At 72.8% G+C, this 18238-nt stretch carries 17 protein-coding genes; 6 read left to right on the forward strand and 11 right to left on the reverse strand.

Annotated features, from left to right (window positions below):
- Positions 1-76 precede the first annotated feature (76 nt).
- On the reverse strand, positions 77-529 hold the full coding sequence (locus HUT06_RS34715) for an STAS domain-containing protein (protein ID WP_176199578.1): 453 nt from the start codon (positions 527-529) through the stop codon (positions 77-79).
- 85 nt (positions 530-614) lie between these two features.
- Here HUT06_RS34715 and HUT06_RS34720 point away from each other — a divergent pair, with 85 nt between their 5' ends.
- Complete coding sequence (locus HUT06_RS34720) at positions 615-860, forward strand: DUF2630 family protein (RefSeq protein WP_176199579.1); 246 nt, start codon at positions 615-617, stop codon at positions 858-860.
- A 25-nt stretch (positions 861-885) separates the two neighbouring features.
- On the opposite strand, the gene HUT06_RS34725 is transcribed toward HUT06_RS34720, so the two are convergent.
- From HUT06_RS34725 to HUT06_RS34750, 6 genes are all read right to left on the reverse strand, one after another.
- Positions 886-2529, reverse strand: a complete 1644-nt coding sequence (locus tag HUT06_RS34725) for an L-lactate permease (protein ID WP_176199580.1) — start codon at positions 2527-2529, stop codon at positions 886-888.
- 157 nt (positions 2530-2686) lie between these two features.
- Positions 2687-4744 (reverse strand): xanthine dehydrogenase family protein molybdopterin-binding subunit, encoded by a 2058-nt coding sequence (locus HUT06_RS34730; protein WP_176199581.1) that lies wholly within the window; start codon positions 4742-4744, stop codon positions 2687-2689.
- Positions 4741-5721, reverse strand: coding sequence for a xanthine dehydrogenase family protein subunit M (locus HUT06_RS34735; protein ID WP_176199582.1), 981 nt, complete (start codon positions 5719-5721; stop codon positions 4741-4743). Before HUT06_RS34735 ends, HUT06_RS34730 begins: the two co-directional genes overlap by 4 nt.
- The gene (locus HUT06_RS34740; protein WP_176201820.1) at positions 5718-6248 is read right to left on the reverse strand and encodes a 2Fe-2S iron-sulfur cluster-binding protein; all 531 of its coding nucleotides are present in this window, start codon (positions 6246-6248) and stop codon (positions 5718-5720) included. Before HUT06_RS34740 ends, HUT06_RS34735 begins: the two co-directional genes overlap by 4 nt.
- A gap of 74 nt (positions 6249-6322) precedes the next feature.
- Positions 6323-7189: an aldolase gene (locus tag HUT06_RS34745; RefSeq protein ID WP_176199583.1), complete on the reverse strand. Its 867-nt coding sequence runs from the start codon at positions 7187-7189 to the stop codon at positions 6323-6325.
- Positions 7190-7226: 37 nt separating this feature from the next.
- Positions 7227-7598, reverse strand: coding sequence for a phage holin family protein (locus tag HUT06_RS34750; RefSeq protein WP_176199584.1), 372 nt, complete (start codon positions 7596-7598; stop codon positions 7227-7229).
- A gap of 124 nt (positions 7599-7722) precedes the next feature.
- Here HUT06_RS34750 and HUT06_RS34755 point away from each other — a divergent pair, with 124 nt between their 5' ends.
- Positions 7723-9882 carry a germacradienol/geosmin synthase gene (locus tag HUT06_RS34755; protein ID WP_176199585.1) on the forward strand — a complete coding sequence of 720 codons (2160 nt, stop codon included), beginning with the start codon at positions 7723-7725 and terminating at the stop codon, positions 9880-9882.
- A gap of 18 nt (positions 9883-9900) precedes the next feature.
- Here HUT06_RS34755 and HUT06_RS34760 read toward each other — a convergent pair whose 3' ends face one another.
- Positions 9901-13395 (reverse strand): WD40 repeat domain-containing protein, encoded by a 3495-nt coding sequence (locus HUT06_RS34760; RefSeq protein WP_176199586.1) that lies wholly within the window; start codon positions 13393-13395, stop codon positions 9901-9903.
- A gap of 201 nt (positions 13396-13596) precedes the next feature.
- On the opposite strand from HUT06_RS34760, the gene HUT06_RS34765 reads away from it, so the two are divergent.
- On the forward strand, positions 13597-14163 hold the full coding sequence (locus HUT06_RS34765; protein ID WP_176199587.1) for an RNA polymerase sigma factor: 567 nt from the start codon (positions 13597-13599) through the stop codon (positions 14161-14163).
- Positions 14160-15107 carry a hypothetical protein gene (locus HUT06_RS34770; RefSeq protein ID WP_176199588.1) on the forward strand — a complete coding sequence of 316 codons (948 nt, stop codon included), beginning with the start codon at positions 14160-14162 and terminating at the stop codon, positions 15105-15107. The genes HUT06_RS34765 and HUT06_RS34770 overlap by 4 nt, the downstream gene beginning before the upstream one ends.
- Before the next feature lie 173 nt (positions 15108-15280).
- On the opposite strand, the gene HUT06_RS34775 is transcribed toward HUT06_RS34770, so the two are convergent.
- A complete protein-coding gene (locus HUT06_RS34775) occupies positions 15281-15505 on the reverse strand; it encodes a DUF397 domain-containing protein (RefSeq protein ID WP_176199589.1) in 225 nt (74 codons plus the stop codon).
- Positions 15502-16371 (reverse strand): helix-turn-helix transcriptional regulator, encoded by an 870-nt coding sequence (locus HUT06_RS34780; protein WP_176199590.1) that lies wholly within the window; start codon positions 16369-16371, stop codon positions 15502-15504. Before HUT06_RS34780 ends, HUT06_RS34775 begins: the two co-directional genes overlap by 4 nt.
- A gap of 188 nt (positions 16372-16559) precedes the next feature.
- Between HUT06_RS34780 and HUT06_RS34785 the strand changes: the two genes are divergently transcribed.
- Both HUT06_RS34785 and HUT06_RS34790 read left to right on the forward strand, forming a co-directional pair.
- The gene (locus HUT06_RS34785; RefSeq protein WP_176199591.1) at positions 16560-17315 is read left to right on the forward strand and encodes an anti-sigma regulatory factor; all 756 of its coding nucleotides are present in this window, start codon (positions 16560-16562) and stop codon (positions 17313-17315) included.
- A 72-nt stretch (positions 17316-17387) separates the two neighbouring features.
- Entirely contained in the window at positions 17388-17837 is a 450-nt protein-coding gene (locus HUT06_RS34790) for an NUDIX domain-containing protein (RefSeq protein WP_254715539.1), read from the forward strand.
- A gap of 4 nt (positions 17838-17841) precedes the next feature.
- On the opposite strand, the gene HUT06_RS34795 is transcribed toward HUT06_RS34790, so the two are convergent.
- Entirely contained in the window at positions 17842-18204 is a 363-nt protein-coding gene (locus HUT06_RS34795; RefSeq protein WP_176199592.1) for a hypothetical protein, read from the reverse strand.
- Between the last annotated feature and the right edge of the window lie 34 nt (positions 18205-18238).

The raw sequence follows: 18238 nt of genomic DNA on the forward strand, positions 1-18238 counted from the left end.
TCGACGCGGGCATGGTGTCTGGTTGACCTCACGGCAGCGGGAGCGCCGCGGGGCGGTTCGGAGCGCAGGGCCGGGGTCAGCCGCGGGGGCGGCAGTGGATCGCCAGGCCCGGGGTCGCGTCCCAGCCGATCAGCCGGAACAGCCGGTCGAGGTGCGGCGACACCGCGTGCAGGACGAGCATGCGGTCGTGCTCGTGGAGCTCGCGGGCCGCGAGGGTGAGGGCGCGCAGCCCGGCGACGTCCATGAAGGCGATCGCGGCCAGGTCGACGTGGAGGTCTCCGGGCACGCGCGCCTGCGCGGCGTGCAGGGCGGCGCCCACGTCCGGGGCGTTGGAGACGTCGATCTCGCCGGCCATCCGGAGCCAGGGCGAGGAGGAGGCCGCGGCGATGTGCAGGAGCGCGGTGTCGAGTTCGACGACGTCGCAGCGGGGCGCCTCGCCGCCCCGGGGAGCCGGGCGCTCCCCGGGACCGGGGCCGCCCTCGCCGCCGCTGATCCGCCAGATGGTCATGTCGTTGCGCACCTCGTCCATGGACGGGGCGCCGCTACCGTGCGCGGCCCCGTGTATGCCAGGCTCTCACCTGTCGGCACGTTATGAACCCAACCGGGCGGATTTCATGGACGAGAAGGCCATTCTGGACCGTATCAACGAGTTCATCGAGGAGGAGCACGGCCTGCGGCAGGCGCACGAGCGCGCCGAGACGAGCGACGCCGAGGCGCAGGAGCGGCTGCGGCGGCTGGAAGTGGCGCTCGACCAGTGCTGGGACCTGCTGCGCCAGCGCCGCGCCCGGATGGCGGCGGGGCAGAACCCGGACGACGCCGAGGTCCGCCCCGCCGGTGAGGTGGAGGGCTACCTGCAGTAGCCCGCCCCCGGCGCGGAGAGCGGGGTCACGGGACCATCCAGCCGAGCACGCCGGTCGACTGGAGGCCCGACAGCAGGCACATCCCGGCGAGGAACAGCAGGCTCCACAGCACGACGCGGCGGAAGATGTCGCCCTCGCGCCCGTCCAGGCCCACGGCGGCGGCCGCGATGGCGAGGTTCTGCGGGGACACCATCTTGCCGAGGACGCCGCCGGAGCTGTTGGTCGCGGCCATCAGCACCGGCGACAGGTCCGCCTTGTTCGCGGCGGTGACCTGCAGCGCGCCGAACAGCGAGTTGGACGAGGTGTCCGACCCGGTCACGGCCGTGCCGAGCCACCCGAGGACCGGGGACAGCAGCGCGAACGCGCCGCCCGCCCCGGCCATCCACGTGCCGAGCGTGACCGTCTGCCCGGACGCGTTCATCACGAACGCCAGCGCGAGCACCGCCATCACCGTGATGATCGCCCACTTGAGCTGGACGAGGGTCGTCCAGTAGGCGCGCAGGGCCTTGCCGAGGCCGACCCCGAGCACGGCCATGGTGATCAGCCCGGCGACGAGCATCTGCGTGCCGGGCGTGGTCAGGTAGTTGAAATTGAAGGTCGGCAGGGTGAGCGGCTTCCCGGTCGGGCCGGTGAGGTCGAGGCCGGGCCAGGAGAACGTCCGGGTGGCCTTGTCCAGCTGCTCCTTGACCTGGTCGATCTGGCAGACCACGAAGACCGCGATGATGATCGCGTAGGGGGCGTAGGCGCGGGCGACCTCGGCGCGCGGGTCCGGCTCGCCGCCCTTCTCGACGCGCGCGGCGAACTCGGGGGTGGGCTCGTCGGCGGCGCCGCCGGCGACCGGCGCGGGCCGGGCCGCCCGGTGCGGGCGCAGCCGGACGGCGAGCACGACCGCGGCGGCCGAGACCAGGGACGCGACGACGTCGGCGAGCGGCACCGAGATGAAGTTGGCGGTGACGTACTGCGCGACGCCGAACGCGGCGCCGCACAGCAGGGCGGTGGGCCAGGTCTCGCGCAGGCCGCGCCGCCCGTCCACGATGGCGACGAGGACGAGCGGGACGAACACCGCGAGGATCGGGGTCTGCCGCCCGACCATCGCGCCGAGCGTGTCGCTGGACTCCCCGGTGACCTTGCCGAGGGTGAGGATCGGCGTCGCCATCGCGCCGAACGCGACCGGGGCGGTGTTGGCGGTGAGGGCGAGGACGGCGGCCTTGATCGGCTGGAAGCCGAGCGCGATCAGCATGACGGACGTGACCGCGACGGGGGTACCGAAGCCCGCGAGGGCCTCCAGCAGCGCGCCGAAGGAGAACGCGATCAGCACGGCTTGCAGCCGGTGGTCGTCGCTGACCTGCGCGAACGAGCGGCGGAGCACGTCGAAGTGGCCGGTGGTGACGGTGATGTTGTAGACCCAGAGCGCGTTGATGACGATCCACAGGATCGGGTAGAAGCCGAACGCGGCGCCCTCGGTGCCGGCGAGGAGCGCCTGGCCGGCGGGCATTCCGTAGGCCCAGATCGCGACGGCCAGGGAGACGGCCAGCGCGATCAGGGACGCGAGCCACGCGCGCATGCGGACGCCGCCGAGCAGCACGAACAGCACGGCGAGCGGCAGCGCGGCGACCAGTGAGCTCCAGCCGAGCGAATCGGCGATGGGATCGAGGACCTGCTGGTACACGGCGATCACCTCGCGGGTAGGGAGCGCCCCCGAGCACGTGATCGATACCCACCCGCGTGACGCAGATCACCTTGATAGTGAACTTTTCAATCAGTCAACCCTGGTCAGGGCCTCCGTCCCCGGTCAGAGCCGTGGCGCGGTTCAGAGGTGGCGCGGTTCAGAGGTGGTGCAGGAGTTTCGCCGGGGTGATGGGCAGGTCGCGGACCCGGACCCCCGTCGCGTGGTGGACGGCGTTGCCGACGGCCGCCGCGGCGCCCACGATGCCGATCTCGCCGATGCCCTTCGAGCCCATCGGGTTCAGGTGCGGGTCGGACTCCTCCAGCCACGCCGCGTCGATGTCGCGGACGTCCGCGCAGGCCGGGACGTGGTACTGCGCGAGGTCGCGGTTGAGGAAGTCGCCGAACTCCCGGTCCATGACGCTCTCCTCCATCAGCGCCATGCCGATGCCCATCGTCATGCCGCCGATGAACTGGGAGCGCGCGGTCGTCGGGTTGATGATCCGGCCGGCGGCGAAGACGCCGAGCATGCGGCGGACGCGGATCTCGCCGGTGTCGGCGTCCACCTCGACCTCGGCGAACTGCGCGCCGAACGCGTGCCGCGCGTACTCGTCCCGCCCGCGGACCTCCTCGGCCGTGTCGGCGGACACCTCCAGCCCCTCGGGCGGCACGGCGCCGTTCAGCTTGCCCTTCAACGCCTCACATGCCCGGACGACGGCCGTCCCCCAGCTCGCCGTCCCGGCCGATCCGCCCGCGACGGACGCCCTCGGGAACGCGCTGTCGCCGATCTCGACCCTGACGTGGTCGAGGTCGGACTTGAGCGTCTCGGCGGCGATCAGCGTGAGCGCGGTGCGGGCGCCGGTGCCGATGTCGGCGGCGGCGATCCGGACGGTGAACGTCCCGTCGGGCTCGGCGCGGGCCGTCGCCCGGTTGGGCTGCAGGTAGGCGGGGTAGGTGGACGCGGCGACGCCCATGCCGATCAGCTTGCGACCCTCCCGGCGGGTGCCGGGGGCGGGGTCGCGGTGGTCCCAGCCGAACCGGTCGGCGCCCTCCCGCAGGCACCCGACCAGGTTGCGGGAGCTGAACGGCAGCCCGCTGCCCGGCTCACGGTCGGTGTCGTTGCGGACGCGCAGCTCGACGGGGTCGATGCCGGCCGCACCGGCCAGTTCGTCCATCGCCGATTCGAGCGCGTACATGCCGGGCGTCTCGCCCGGAGCGCGCATCCAGGACGGTGTGGGCACGTCCAGGCGCACCAGGCGGTGGGACGTGCGGCGATGCGGCGCCTGGTACATGACGCGGGTGGGCGTAGCGGCCTGCTCGGCGAACTCCTTGACGGTGGAGGACTGCTCGAACACCTCGTGCAGGATGGCGTTCAGGCGGCCGTTCTCGTCGCAGCCGAGCCGCATGCGCTGGATGGTCGGCGTGCGGTAGCCGGTCGTGGCGAACATCTGCTGCCGGGGGACGGCGAACTTGACCGGGCGTCCTGCGGCGCGCGCGCACATCGCCGCCAGCACGACGCTCGGTCTGGGCGTCCCCTTGGAGCCGAACCCACCGCCGACGTGGGGAGCCACCACGCGCACCTGCGACGGCTCCAGACCGAAGACCTTCGCGAGCGTGGCCTGGACGGGCGACGCGCCCTGCGTGGAGTCGTAGAGCGTGAGGGAGCCGTCGTCGTTCCACTGGGCGAGCGTGGTGTGCGGCTCCATCGGGTTGTTGTGCTCGGCCGGGGTCGTGTAGGTGACGTCCACGCAGACGGCCGACTCGCTGAACGCCGCCTCCGGGTCGCCCTGCTCGGTGTCGGTGGGGAAGGCGGGGTTCACCTTGTCCGGCTTGTAGAGGCCGGGATGGTCGGTGCGCAGCGTGACGTCGGGTCGCTCTCCCGCGTACTCGACCTTGACGAGGCGGGCCGCTTCCCGCGCCGTTTCGAGGGTCTCGCCGACCACGGCGGCGATGAACTGGCCCCGGTAGGAGACGGTCCGCGACTGGAACAGGGCCAGTTCGCCATCGGAGGTGTCGCTGAGCGCCGGGGCGTTCTCGCAGGACAGGACGGCGAGGACACCCGGCATCCGCAGCGCGGCCTCGGTGTCGACCGACGTGACCTCGCCCTTGCCCACGCTCGCCTGGACGGCCGAGGCGTAGGCGACGTTCTCGACCTGGTACTCGAACGCGTACCGCGCCCGCCCGGTGACCTTCTCGCGGCTCTCCAAGCGCTCGGTCATGATGCCCCCGTTCCCGCGAGTTCCGTCAGCGTCCGGACGATGAGGTTGCGCGCGAGCGGCACCTTGTAGCCGTTGTCGCGCAGCGGCTCGGCGGCCTCCAGTTCGGCCTCGGCGGCACGCCGGAACGCCTCCTCGGTCACCTCGCCGCCACGCAGCGCCTCTTCGGCGCGCCAGGCCCGCCACGGTTTGTGGGCCACGCCGCCCAGGGCCAGCCGGACGTCGTGCACCAGGCCGTCCCGCACGTCCAGGGCCGCCGCTATGGAGACGAGCGCGAACGCGAACGACGCGCGCTCCCGAACCTTGCGGTAGCGCGACGCCATGCCCAGCGCGGGCACTTCCACGGCCGTGATGAGGTCGCCGTCCTCAAGTGTGGTGTCGCGCTGCGGCTCGTCACCGGGCAGCCGGTGCAGGTCCTCGATGGGGAAGGTCCGCTCCCCCGCGCGCCCCATGACGCGGATGGACGCGCCCAGGGCCGCCAGTGCCACCGCCATGTCGGACGGGTGCGTCGCCACGCATGCCTGAGAATGCCCCAGGATCGCCAGGTTGTGGTGCTCACCCTCCCTGGCCGGGCATCCGCTTCCCGGGTTCCGCTTGTTGCACGGCTTGGCCGCGTCCTGGAAATAGGAGCAGCGCGTGCGCTGGAGGAGGTTGCCGCCGACCGTGGCCAGATTCCGGATCTGCCCGGACGCCCCCATGAGGACGGCCTGCGCCAGCATCTGGTGGCCTTCCCGGACGGTCGGGTCGGCGGCGAGGTCGCTGTTGCTCACCGCCGCGCCGATGACGAGGCTCCCGTCCGGGCGCAGCTCGATCTCGCCGTACGGGAGGTGCGCGACATCGACGAGCCTGCCGGGCTCCTCGACGCCGAGTCGCATCAGGTCGACGAGGTTGGTCCCGCCGCCCAGGTAGACGGCTCCGCCGTTGTGCCGCTCAAGGGCGTCCTCAGCGCTGGTGGCGCGCTCGTACGCGAAGGGCCTCATGCCTGCGCCTCCTCCCTCGCCCGAGCGGCGGCGGCCTGCCGGACCGCCGCGACGATGCCCGCGTAGGCGCCGCACCTGCACAGGTTGCCGCTCATGCGCTCGCGTATCTCGTCGTCGTCCAGGACGGGATCGGACCTCAGGTCCTCGGTCACGGCGCTGGGCCAGCCGCGTTCGGCCTCCGCGAGGACGGCCGTGGCGGAGCAGAGCTGCCCCGGCGTGCAGTACCCGCACTGGAACGCGTCCTGCTCGATGAAGGCCTCCTGGACGGGGCTGAGCCGCCCGTCCTCTTCGAGCCCTTCGACCGTGACGATGTCGGCGCCGTCGTGGGCGACGGCCAGCGCCAGGCAGCCGTTCGCCCGGCGCCCGTTCAGCAGGACCGTGCAGGCGCCGCACTGGCCGTGGTCGCAGCCCTTCTTCGAACCCGTCAACCCGAGGTCCTCCCGCAGGACGTCCAGCAGGGACGCGCGGGTGTCGACGCTGAGCCGGTGCTCGGTGCCGTTCACGACCAGGGTGATGTCGGCGTGCATAGGCGTGTCCATGCTGCGCCCCTACCCGGAACCGCCGGGGTGAGTCCCGCCGGAGCCGGGGTGCGCCCCGCCGGCTAGAGGAGGTCCACGGCGGCGTCCACGGCGGCGCCGACGTCGCCGTCCGGCGGGTACAGCAGCGACCGCCCCGCGACCAGGCCCTTCACGCCGGGGAGGCGCAGCGCGCGGCGCCACCCGTCCAGCACCGGGCCGAGTTCGCCCGCGACCTCGCCGCCGAGCAGCAGCGCGGGCAGCGTCGTCGCCGCCATCACCCGCTCCATCTCCGGCACGACCGGCAGCTTCAGCCACGTGTACGCCGACGTCGTGCCGAGCCCGGACGCCACCGACACCGCGCGGATCATCGCCTCCGGCGTCAGCAGGTTCCGCACGCGGCCCTCGATCCGGTGCGCGACGAACGGCTCCACCATCGCCATCAGCCCGTGCGCGGCGAGGCCCGACACCGCGTGCGCACAGCTCTCCAGCGTGCGGGCGGTCGCCGGGTCGGCGTCGTCGACGCGCAGCAGCATCTTGCCGCCGTCCAGCCGCGCCGCCGCGATCGCGCCGGCGTCGTAGGCGGTGAACCGGTCGTCGATCTCGAAGGACGTCCCGGCCAGGCCGCCGCGGTTCATCGACCCGATCGCGAGCCGGTCGTCCAGCACGCCGAGCAGGAGCAGGTCCTCCAGGACGTCGGGGGTGCCGAGCACGCCGTCCACGCCGGGCCGCTCCAGCGCGGTGCAGAGCCGGTCGAGCAGGTCGGCGCGGCTCGCCATCGCCACCGGGTCGCCGCCCACGCCGAGCGCGCCGCGCGCCGGATGGTCGGCCGCGACGATCAGCAGCCGGCCGGACGGCCCGAGCGGGGCGTCCCGGCGCCGCCGGGCGGCCGCGGCCTCGGCGATCGCACCCGGCCGCGCGGCCCGCACGTCGGTCAGCTCGCTGATGCGCACCCCGCCGAGTCTGCTGACGCCCGCTACCGTGTGTCAATCAGTCCGAGTCGGAGAGTATCTCCACGACCTGCCGGGCGGTGTCGGCCGGCAGCGGGGGCGGCAGCCCCCGCCACTTGCGGGACGCGGCGAGCGCCGCCGCGCCCGCCCCGCCGCCGTACACCGCCGCCGCGACGAACGACGCCAGTTCGGGCGGCAGCTTCTTCTCCAGCAGCAGCACGTTCATCCGGTAGGTCGCGGCGGTCGCGAGGGCCCCGCAGACCCCGGCGACCGCGCCCAGCCGCAGCGCCGGGACGCGCTGCCGGGCCTTCTCCGCCATCTCCCGCTGCGCGGCGTCGACCACCCGCCGGGCGAGCACCAGGTTCTGCTCCAGCGAGCCGCCGACCTCCGCGGGTTCGCTCGACTCCGTCATGACCTCCGGCTTACCCGCAGGAGGGCGAAGGAACCGGGAGAGCAAAGTATCACCCTCGGTCACTCGACGGTTGCGCTAGGTTTCCGACCGGACCACGCCCCGGAGCCGACAGAGAGGCCGGTCGATGCAACCGTTCGAGCTGCCCGACTTCTACGTCCCGTATCCCACCCGGCTGAACCCGCACCTGGAGGGCGCGCGGAAGCACACGATGCGGTGGGCCCGCGAGATGAAGATGCTGGACGACGACCGGGATCCCGGCACCCCCGACATCTGGGACGAGCCGGCGCTCGAAGCGATGGACTACGCCCTCCTGTGCGCCTACACCCATCCCGACTGCGACGGCCCCGAACTCGACCTCATCACCGACTGGTACGTCTGGGTGTTCTACTTCGACGACCACTTCCTCGAGGTGTTCAAGAAGACCCAGGACCAGGAGGGCGCCCGCGCCTACCTCGACCGGCTGCCGCTGTTCATGTCGCTCGAACCGCCCGAGGCGACCAACGCCGTCGAGCGCGGCCTGGCCGACCTGTGGGCGCGGACCGTCCCCGCCAAGTCGGACGCCTGGCGCGAGCGCTTCTCGGTGAGCACCGTGAACCTGCTGCGCGAGTCGCTGTGGGAGCTGTCCAACATCAGCACCGGGCGCATCCCGAACCCCGTCGAGTACATCGAGATGCGGCGCAAGGTCGGCGGCGCGCCCTGGTCGGCCGACCTCGCCGAGCACGCCGCCGGGGTCGAGATCCCCGAGCGCGTCGTCGGGACGCGGCCGCTGCGCGTGCTGAAGGACACCTTCGCCGACGGCGTCCACCTGCGCAACGACATCTTCTCCTACCAGCGCGAGACCGAGTCCGAGGGCGAGGTCAACAACTGCGTCCTGGTGATGGAGCGGTTCCTGGGCGTCGCGCCGCAGACCGCCGCGAACACGGTGAACGACCTGCTCACGTCCCGGCTCCGGCAGTTCGAGAACACCGCGCTCACCGAGCTGCCGCACATCGTCGCCGACCACGCGCTCGACCCGGCCGAGCAGGCGAGCGTGGCCGCCTACGTCAAGTCCCTCCAGGACTGGCAGTCCGGCGGCCACGAGTGGCACATGCGCTCCAGCCGCTACATGAACAAGAAGTCGCTCGGGATGTCGGCCGCCCGCATCCCGGCGCTGCTGAAGTCGACGCGGATCAGCCTGCCGCACGTCCCGTTCCAGAAGGTCGGCCCGACGCCGCTGCCGGAGTTCGACATCCCGTACCCGCCGCGCGTGAACCCGCACCGCGACGCCGCCGGCCGCAACGTCGTCGTGTGGGCACGCGAGATGGGCATGTTCGCGCCGCATCCGCGGCTGCCCGTCTCGGTGTGGTCGGCCGAGCGGCTCAGCGGGATGGCGCTGGAGATCTGCGCGGCGTCGCTGAACCCGGACGCCAGCGCCGAGGGCCTCGACCTCGCCACCCAGTGGCTCGCCTTCGGCACCTACGGCGACGACTTCTTCCCCGCCATCTACAACCGCGACCGCGACATGGCGGGGGCGAAGCTGTTCAACGCCCGCGTCGCCGGCTTCATGCCGCTGGACTGCGGCTCCACTCCCCCGCCGGAGAACGCCTTCGAGGCCGCCCTCGCCGACCTGTGGCCGCGCACCGCCCTGCCGATGGACGACCGGGGCCGCCGCGAGTTCCGCGCCGCCGTCGAGCACATGGTGGAGAGCTGGGTCTGGGAGCTGAACAACCACCTCCAGTCGCGCATCCCCGACCCCGTCGACTACGTCGAGATGCGGCGGCACACGTTCGGCTCCGAGATGACGATGGCGCTGTGCCGGATCGACCACTCCCACGAGATCCCGCAGGAGGTGTTCCGGACCCGCACGCTCCGCGAGATCGACGTGTCGGTGATGGACGTCGCCTGCCTGCTGAACGACTGCTTCTCCTACCAGAAGGAGATCGAGTACGAGGGCGAGCTGAACAACGGCGTCCTCGCCATCGAGAACTTCTTCGGCTGCGGGCGCGACGAGGCGCTGCCGATCGTCAACGACCTCATCACGTCCCGCCGCCGCCAGTTCGAGCACCTGGCCGCCCACGAACTCCCGGCGCTGGCCGACGAGCTGGAGCTGGACGCCACGGCACGCGCGGCGCTCGACGCCTACGTCGGCGAACTGCGCGACTGGATGGCGGGCATCCTCAAGTGGCACCGCGAGTCCGACCGCTACGACGAGCGCCCGCCGGTCCTGCCCAAGCCGAGGGGCATCGGCACGTCGGCGTTCTACCTGTTCAGCCGCGGCGGCCTCGGGAACCGGGTGTCCCCCTGACCGGGCGGGCAGTGCGGCTCAGGCGTCGGCGGGCTCGGGGGCGGGGCGCGGCGCCGGGATCATGAGGGTGTGGCGCTCGTCGGGCGTCAGGCGCCGGAACACGCGCGTCCGGGCCCGCTCGACAAGCGCCGCGCCGTCGGTGACGACCTCCCAGACCCGGACCGTCCGGTCGCCGGAGGCCGTCGCGACGCGGGCGCCGTCGGGCGACCACGCCACGTCCCAGATGTCGTCGTCGTGGACGGCCGCGACCGACAGCTCCCGGCCGGCCAGGGCGTCCCACAGCCGGACGGTCCGGTCGGCGGACGCGGTCGCCAGCACGCGGCCGTCCGGCGACCACGCCACCGACCACAGCCAGCCGTCGTGCCCGGACAGCACGGACACCTCCGCGCCCTCCGCGGCGTTCCACACCCGGACCGCGCGGTCGCCGGAGAGGGCGGCGATGTGGGCGCCGTCCGGCGACCAGGCCACGGCGCGGACGGCGCCCTGCGGCACGGTCAGCGCGGTGACCCGCAGGCCCGTCCGGGCCTCCCAGATCAAGACCGCGCCGTCCTGCGAGCCGGTGGCGATCCGCTCGCCGTCGGGCGACCAGGAGACGGCGCGCACGGTGTCCTCGTGGCCGTCCAGCACGAGGGGCGCGGAGCCGTCGGGCGCCTGCACCCGCACGGTGCGGTCGTCGGAGACGCTGGCCAGCCGGGTGCCGTCCGGCGACCAGGCCACGGCCCGCACCCAGTCGCCGTGCTCGGCGAGGACGCTCTCCTCGGCGCCGTCCGCCGACCAGACCCGGACGGTGCGGTCGCGGGAGGCCGTCGCGAGGCGGGTGCCGTCGGGCGACCAGGCCACGTCCCAGACCTCGTCGGTGTGCCCGCTCAGCACGCGCGGGCCGCCTCCCGCGACGGCATCGTCCCAGATGCGGACGGTGCCGTCGTGCGAGGCGGAGGCGATCCCGCCCGCCGACCAGCCGACCGCCGACACCGCGCGCTCGTGCCCGCGCATCACCGCGACCTCGGCGGCGCGCTCGGCGTCCCAGAACCGGACGGTGCGGTCGTTGGAGCCGGTCGCGAGGCGGGCGCCGTCCGGCGACCACGCCACCGCGCGCAGCGCCTCGGCGTGCCCGCGGAACACCGCCAGCTCGGTGCCCTCAGCGGCCGACCACAGCCGGATCGTCCGGTCATGGGACGCGGTGGCGAGCCGCGCGCCGTCCGGCGACCACGCGACGGCCCAGACGATGTCGGCGTGCCCGGTCAGCACCGGGCCGGACGCGCCGGTCGCCACGTCCCACACGCGTGCGGTGCGGTCGTAGGAACCGCTGGCGACGCGGGTGCCGTCGGGCGACCAGACGGCCGTGCGGACGGTGTCCTCGTGCCCCGCCAGCACGGCGGTCTCGCGGCCGCCCGCGGCGTCCCAGATCCGGACCGTGCGGTCGTCGGACGCGCTGGCCAGCCGCGTCCCGTCCGGTGACCAGGCCACGTCGCGGACCCAGCCGTCATGGCCGCTCAGCGTCGCCGTGGCGGTGCCGTCCGCCGGGTCCCAGATCCGGATGTCGCCGTCGCGGGACGCGGAGGCGAGCCGGGTGCCGTCCGGCGACCACGCCACGCCCCACACCATGTCGCCGTGGCCGCGCAGCAGGGCCACCCGGGTGCGGGCGGCGGCGTCCCAGACCCGGACGGTCCCGTCGTCGGACGCGGACGCCAGCCGCAGCCCGTCCGGCGACCAGGCGAGGCCGACGACCGGTGCCTCGTGCCCGCGCAGCACCGCGACCTCGCCGCCCTGGGCGTCCCAGAGCCGGACCGTCCGGTCCGAGGACGCCGTCGCGAGCAGGGCGCCGTCCGGGGACCACGCCACCGCCCAGACGCGGTCGTCGTGGCCGCGCAGCACGCCCCGCACCCGCGACACCGCGAGCGCCGCCGACAGGGCTCGACGGGCCAGCGGCGTCGGCGCGCACTCCTCGTGCGCGGCCAGGGCGAGCAGCAGGCTGTGCTCGGGGTCGGTGCGGAAGCCGGTGAGCGCCTGCCGGGCGATCGAGTCGGCGAGCCGCCGCATCGCGACCCCGTCCGACCGGTGCGAGATCTCCACGAACTCGGTGACCAGCGGCTCGGCGGCGGCGAGCCCGTCGGCCTCGGCGAGCCACTTGCGCGCCGCCGCGAGCCGCTCGCCGCGCAGCAGGTAGGCCTCCTGGCGGCCGTAGCGGTCCCACTCGGCGGCCCACTGCGCCAGGTCGGCGAGGCGGCGCAGCGCCTCGGCGTGCAGCGCGATCGTCTGCCGCAGCGGCGCCCACGCGGAGAACAGCGCCTCGTGCGAGACGTCGAAGACGGCCTGGTCGCCCTCCTCGCCGCTGGTGCACAGCCGCTCCCGGACGAACGCGTCCACGACCAGGCGGCCGGCGTCGTCCAGCTCACTCGCCGGGACCCGGCGGCGCGTCGGCCGCCCCTCGGTGAACCGGACGAACTTCAGCAGCGTCTCCAGGACGGGCGGCGCGGGCTCCAGCGCCTCCAGCTCGCGCATCACCCGGTCGGCGCGGCGGGTGAGCGCGCCGTCGACGCCGCCGGTCCGGCGGTAGTGCTCGGCGGTGATGGTGCCGTCCCGCCCGACGCGGAGGTACAGCTCGTGCAGCAGGTAGGCGAGCAGCGGCAGCGCCGTCCCGTCGCCGGTGTCGTCGGCCATCTGCGCGACCAGCTCCGGCGGCTCGAACGCGATGCCCGCCCGCTCGGCCGGCTCGCGGATCACCGTCCGCAGCGCCGCCCGGTCGAGCGCGGTCACCGTGAACGGGTGCCGGAACAGGCCGGCGTGCTCGCCGCTCAGGAACGCGGTGAGGAACTCGGCGCGGAACACCAGGACGACCCACAGCTTCGGGTCGGCGTCGAGCGCGTCCCGCAGCATCCCGAGGAAGGCGCGGCTCCGCTCCGGGCCGGTGAGCGTCAGCAGTTCCTCGGCCTGGTCGACGACGAGCAGCAGCGACCGGTTCCGCCGGCCGCGCCGCAGCGCGTCGAGGTGGCGGAGCAGGTCGGCGGGGCGGTCGCGCAGGTCGGCGGCGATCCGCTCGGCGTCGCCGCTCCCGGCTGCGTCCGCGAGGACGTAGCCGAGGCACCGGTACGGGTCGTCCTCCGGGGTCAGCGACGGCAGCACGATCCACGCCCGCTGCTGCCGGAGCCGGGGCAGCACACCGGCGTGCAGCAGCGACGACTTCCCGACTCCGGAGGGCCCGGTCACCGCGATCGACCGCGTCCCGCTCCCCGGCCGCAGCCGCTCCATCAGCTCGTGGACCTCGCCGTCGCGGCCGAAGAAGACGCCGTCGTCCTCCTCGGTGAAGGCGTCCAGGCCCGGGTAGGGCGACCGGTCGGCCCGCCACATCGGCCGCGCGAAGGACCGCCGGTCCTGCGCCTTCTCCCACGCGAGGACGAGCGGGATCAGCAGCATGCACAGGACGATGACCGGCAGCGCCCACTTCTGCACCGCGTGCGTGGTCTGCGGGGAGACCTGCAGCGCCAGGCCCAGCAGCGCCACCAGCAGGATCATCAGGTAACCCGGGAACACTGGACCCCGCCGACGCCCCATTTACCGTCCTCCGGACCCGGAATTCGATCTTCACCCGACCCTCCATGCTACTTGCGGGCCGGGCCGTCGCCAGGTCCCGCGAAATGCCGGGCGCGACGCGGACATGTGGGGGGTGTCAGCTGAATCCGCCGCGCCCCGGCGCGCGCGACGAGAGGAGCGGGATTGCCATCCCCTTTCGACGATCCGCCCGATGACCGGCGGCGCCGCTTCGAGGAGCTCTACGCGGCCAACCGGGCGCGGATCCTCGGGTACGCGATGCGCCGCACCGCCGACCCGCAGGACGCGGCCGACGTCCTCGCCGAGACGTTCCTGACGGCGTGGCGGCGGCTCGACGACGTCCCGCCGGGCGCCCAGGCGCGGCTGTGGCTGTACGGGACGGCCCGCCGGGTGCTCGCCAACCACCACCGGGGCGAGCGCCGCCGGTCCGCGCTGGCCGCCGACCTCGGCGCCCGGCTCCGCACCGCCGCCCCCGCCGCCCCGGACGGGGCCGGCCTCGCCGGCGTCGCCGCCGCGTTCCGCGGCCTGCCGGAGCGCGACCGGGAGCTGCTGTCCCTGGTCGGCTGGGAGGGCCTGGACCACGGCGAGATCGCGGCCGTCCTCGGCTGCTCCCGCAACGCCGTGCGGATCCGCCTGCACCGCGCCCGCCGCCGGTTCGCCCGCGCACTGGACGCCGCGGACGCGTCCGCCCTGCCCACCCCCGTGCGTATCCCGAACGGAGAACACGCATGAACCATGACATCGACCACCAGATCGCCCGGCTCGCCACCATCACCGACGCCGAGGCCGCACAACTGCTGCCCGACGACGCCGCCGCCGACCTGGCCGACCGCGTCACCGCCGCCGCCCCCGGCCCCGCGCCGGCCGCGCCCCGCAGGCGGCGCTCACCGCTGCTGACCTTCGGCCTCCCCCTGGCCACCGCGGGCGTGGCCTGCGCGGCCGCCGTCGCAGTGACCGTCCTCCCCTCGGACGACGCGCCGGAGCGCACCCCGGCCATCACCACCGCGAAGCCCGGCCCGAACGTCTCCCTCGTGGCGGCCCTGTCCTTCACGCGCAAGGGCGGCTACATCGACGTGAAGGTCCGCGACCCGCTCGCCGACCCGAAGCGGTACCGGGAGGAGTTCGCCCAGCACGGCCTCAAGGTCAAGCTGTCCTTCGTCCCCGGGTCGCCGTCCATCGTCGGCACCGTCGTCATGATGGGCACGAGCGAGGGCACGAAGCCGGACGACGTCAAGACCCTCACCGCGAAGGGCGAGTGCGAGACCGGCGGCGGAGGCGACATCTGCCCGGTCGGCGTCCGCATCCGCACCGACTACAAGGGCACCGCCGAGGTCGTGTTCGCCCGGGCCGCCCGTCCGGGCGAGCGGTACAACAGCAGCGCCCCGGTCACCGCGCCGGGCGAGGCCATGCACGGCATGACGTTCCGGGGCCACCGCGTGGGCGAGGTACTGGCCGCCCTGAAGAAGCGCCACGTCTCCGTCCCCGAGTACCGCCATGAGGTCGGCAACGAGAGCAAGGCCCTCTACCCGGGCCAGGTCCCGGAGTCGTGGTACGTCCACGACGCGGTCCCGTGGGCCAAGAACCAGGTCCTCCTGTTCGTGGGCAAGACCCCGAGGAGTGAGAGCGCCCCCTCAGGCCCCGGTCAGCCGCTGCCGACCGCCCGCCCCTCGACCTGAGCAGACGCAATGCCCCGCGCGCATCGCGGGGCCATCGCCGCGGGCCGGTTGGACGAGGCCCGCGGCGATGCCGCATGCGTCCACCAGCAACTCCGCCCGAATCGCACGGCGCCGATCCGGCCACCGCACGGCGCCGTACCTCGGCACGAGCTACGGCGTGTTACCGGGGTGGATCAGAGGTCGTAGGCACCTAGCTTGATCTGCGACACCATCGCCTCCCACACGTCCCGCTTCAGGGCCAGGACCCCACCTTCGGGATCTTTGGAGTCCCGAACCAGGTGGCGCGCGTCGCGGACACAGGTCTCAACGCAACCGTTCGCGCCCTCGCTGTGGCTGCTCTTGCGAAAGACGGTCCGGTGAAGAAGGGGACTGGACACTTTGTCCCTCCATATGCTCATTGACGCGCTAGCTGTTCGAGCATAGCCACCGACTCCTCGGGGCTCAGCGCCATGGCCGCCATCTGCTCAAACGCCAGCGAGTACGTGTGCACCTCCTTCTCGTCCTCGATGTAGAGAGCGCTCGTCATGTTCTCGACGTACACCACGTTGGGGGTGAACCGTTGAGGGAATCCCAGCACAGCGAAACTGCCGACGACTCCGGGATGACCGCCGGCGGCTACGGGCATGATCTGAAACATCACGTTGGGTTGCTCGGTCATCTCAATGATGCGTCTGTACTGGGCACGCATCACCTCCGGACCGCCGATGACGCGAGTGAGCGCTGTCTCGTCCAAGATTGTCCAGAGTCGGGTCGGATCTTCCCGCTCCGCCCAAGCCTGCTGGCGTGCCATGCGGGCCGTGACGCGACGCTCGACTTCTGAAGCCGGCGAGAAGCGCATCAAGATCGACTTTGCCACGTGATGCGTGTAGTCCTCGGTCTGCATCAGCCCGTGGACGAGGCCCATCGTGTAGGAGTTGAGCCACTCGGCTTCAGCCTCCAGCCCCATGTAGGTGGCGTAGTCCGCCGGAAGGCTGTTCTCGTAGACGTCCCACCAGCCGCGCTGCCTGGCCGTCCGAGCGAAGCGCGCGAGCGCGTCCAGGCGCGGCCCGCTCACGCCATAGAGAGTCAGCATCTGCTGCACCTCGCCCACGGTGACCCTGCGGATCGCGTTCTCGACCCTGGACAGCTTGGTCTTGCTCCAACCGAGCCGTTCAGCAGCCTCCTCCAGGTTCAGCGCCGTCGTGAATTCCCTGAGTCTCCGCAACTCGCTGGCGAGGCGGCGCTCACGGACGGTGGGTGGCCTGGTTGTCATGTGACCGAGCATGCCCGGTGAGTAATCGCGCCTCAAGCTGTTTGAAGGAAGATTCCCAAAATGATCTTTAGTTTCTTCCCTGAAACAGTTGCGGAAGCTATCGCGAGCTCTCATCATGTGACCCGAGACACACAACAGAGGGTGACCAAATGTCGCTTTCTGTATCACTTTCGGCGGTACATGGAGGAGGTCGGGCTTCGATGGAGGTCAAGGGGGCGTGGGGGCTGGTGACCGGGGGGCTGTGCGCGTGGCGGCTGCCCGGGGACGACAGCGGCCCGGCGACGGCGCGTCGGCTCGTCCGGCACACGATGACCGAACTGCGGCTCGACCGGGACGTGATCGAGGACGGCAAGCTCGCCGTGTCCGAGACCGCGACCAACGCACTACGGCACGCCAGGTGCGCGCGAGGCGACCGGCCGCCCACCCCGCCGGAACTCTGGATCTGGGCGCGGACCGTCCCCTCCCCCCAACTCATCGTCTCCGTCTTCGACGGCGCACGGACGACCGCACCGCACACCTCCGGGGCCGGACTGCTGGACGAGCACGGCAAGGGGCTCGAACTCGTCCGCCAAGTCACCGCCGCCTGGGGCAGCAACCCCACCCGCTCCCGCGTCGACACCACGTCCGTCCCCGGCAAGACGGTCTGGTTCGCTCTACCGCTCCCCCGCGACTGGCCCGGCCTGCACTACCGCGTCCACCCCGAAACCGCCGCACACCACCTACTCCTCAACCTCACCCGCCGCGGCTTCCAAGGCCGACGTACCACCACCGAAGACGGCCTCTCCGTCCTCGTCCTCCCCACGCTCAACGTCTGGGTCCACCGCCGCACCTTCTGCTGGTGGTCCACCCCCCACCGCTACCTCCGCCGCCCCCTCATCGACCTCCAAGAGACCACCGAACTCCTCGTCCACCACCTCGACACCACCGCCACCCCCACCTGCTCCCCCGTCCCTTGAGAAGTCCATCCAGCGGGGGAATCACCGCCCCGGCCCCGGCCACACCGCTCTTGAGCCTGGGATAGTCGCGGGGTGAGCAGCAAGGCACGGCATCGGACGATTGTGGACGTACACGCGCTCCTCTTCGACGAAGAGGGTCGGGTGCTGCTGATGGAGCGGGCCAATACCGGCTACGCCGACGGCCAGGCCGGTGTGCCGTCCGGGCATCTCGAAGCGGGCGAGTCCGTACTGGAGGCCGTCCTGCGGGAGACCTACGAGGAGGTCGGTGTGCGGTTGGCCGAGGACGACGCGCAGTTCGTCCACGTGAGTCACCGCTGCAAGCCCGGCGAGGACGACCGGGTCGGCTTCTTCTTCGCCGCCGCCCGCTGGACCGGCGAACCCGTCAACGCCGAGCCGCACAAGTGCGCGCGCATCTGGTGGCACGATCCGGACGACCTGCCGTCCAACACGGTCGACTACCTCGCCGACGCGATCGCCCGGCTGCGCGGCGGCGGCGCGTTCTCGACCTACGGGTGGCGTTGACGGCTCAGGAGTCCTGGCGGAGGGCGAGGGCGTCGAGGGCCGCGTAAGTACCGGTCATCATTGCCAGGGCGGCCATCGACTTGCGGGGGACGTCGCCGCGGGCCAGGTGGACGAGGCCCGCCGCGGTGTCGCAGGCGTCCACCAGCAGGCAGAGCCTTCGCCAGCGGCGTCGGGCGGCCGGGTCGCTCATCAGGTAGCCGGCGCCGAGCGCCACGGCGCGGCTGCCGAAGACGCGGATGAGGTAGCGCAACTCGGGGGTGTCCCGGTCGCTCATGCCCGCGAGTTTCACGTTGAGGCCGGGCGCGGCCAGTGCCAGCGTTCCCCAGGCGACCCGGCCGGCGGCCAGCGTTTCCAGTGCGCGTTCCATACCGCCGACCCTGCCAGAGGCGGTGGCATGGGGG

Source organism: Actinomadura sp. NAK00032 (genome assembly GCF_013364275.1).
Lineage (GTDB): Bacteria > Actinomycetota > Actinomycetes > Streptosporangiales > Streptosporangiaceae > Spirillospora.